The sequence below is a fragment of the Streptomyces sp. NPDC101166 genome, from assembly GCF_044768125.1.
In the GTDB taxonomy this organism is placed as follows: Bacteria; Actinomycetota; Actinomycetes; order Streptomycetales; family Streptomycetaceae; genus Streptomyces.
Genome location: NZ_JBIWPF010000315.1, coordinates 1 through 1,085 on the forward strand (window position 1 = coordinate 1; position 1,085 = coordinate 1,085).

Sequence of the window (1,085 nt, forward strand, 5' to 3'; positions counted from 1 at the left end):
CCAGGCAGTATGGAAGGGTGTCCCGTTCCGAATTCGCCGAGTTCCTGATCGCCCGACGCGCCCAGCTGCAGCCCGAGGACGTCGGCCTGCCCAGCGGCCGCCGCCGGCGCACACCCGGCCTGCGCCGCGAGGAGGTGGCCGCGCTCGCCGGCGTCAGCGCAGACTACCTGGCCCGGCTGGAACAGGGACGCGACACCAACCCCTCCACCGCCGTGCTCGCCGCGCTCGCGGATGCCTTGCGGCTCAACGAAGTCGAGAAACACCACTTCGGCAAGCTGGCCTTGGGCCTGGAACAGAAGACCACCTGCCCGGCCGCCGGACAGGCCCGCGAACAGGTCTCCGACACCATCCAGGCCGTCATCGACGCGCTGCAGCCCACACCCGCCTTCGTGCTCGGCCGCTGGCTGAACCTGCTGTCCTGGAACCCGTCCTTCCGCGACTTCACCGAACCGCTCGGCATGTTCGACACCGAGGCGCACAACAACTTCGCGATCTACGTCTTCGACCATCCGGCCGCCCGGAAAACCTTCCTCAACTGGACCGACGTCGCCGACATGGCCACCTCGGCGCTGCGGGCCGCCGCCACCCGATTCCCCGACGACCCCTCGGTCGCCGGGACCATCGAGACGCTGAGCCGCAATCCCGAGTTCGAGCGGCGCTGGCGTGAGCACCGGCTCACCGACTTCCGTTCCGTCGTGGTGCGCCTGCAGCACCCGCTGCGCGGCGAGGTGGAGGTCGAAGTGGAGACCCTGGATCCGGCCGCGGACCAGACGGTCATGATCTGGCTGGTCGACCGCCGACACGCCCGAACCCCTGGATTGCGGCTGGTCAACGAATAAAAACCGCAGCTCGCAGGCCCGCGTTCCGACCGCCGGGGCGGGCCCGGCGAACTACAGTTGATCCATGGCTCGGAATTGGCCGATGGTCGAACGGGAGAACGAGCTCGAATCGATCAGGTCGGCGCTCACCGGCGGCGACTTCGTCGGTGTGGTGCTCACGGGTGACGCGGGGGTCGGGAAAACCACGCTGGCGCGGATGGCCACCGCCGCCGCCGGAAATGTCCGCTGGGTGGCCGGCACCGAATC

General features: G+C 69.2%; 2 protein-coding genes. Both read left to right on the forward strand.

All coding sequences use genetic code 11. The features are described 5' to 3' along the window. Positions 1-17 precede the first annotated feature (17 nt). The gene (locus ACIRS4_RS38725) at positions 18-839 is read left to right on the forward strand and encodes a helix-turn-helix domain-containing protein (protein ID WP_404205045.1); all 822 of its coding nucleotides are present in this window, start codon (positions 18-20) and stop codon (positions 837-839) included. Positions 840-903: 64 nt separating this feature from the next. Further along, positions 904-1,085, forward strand: a 182-nt coding sequence (locus ACIRS4_RS38730) for an ATP-binding protein (protein ID WP_404205047.1), incomplete at its 3' end; no start/stop codon positions are given.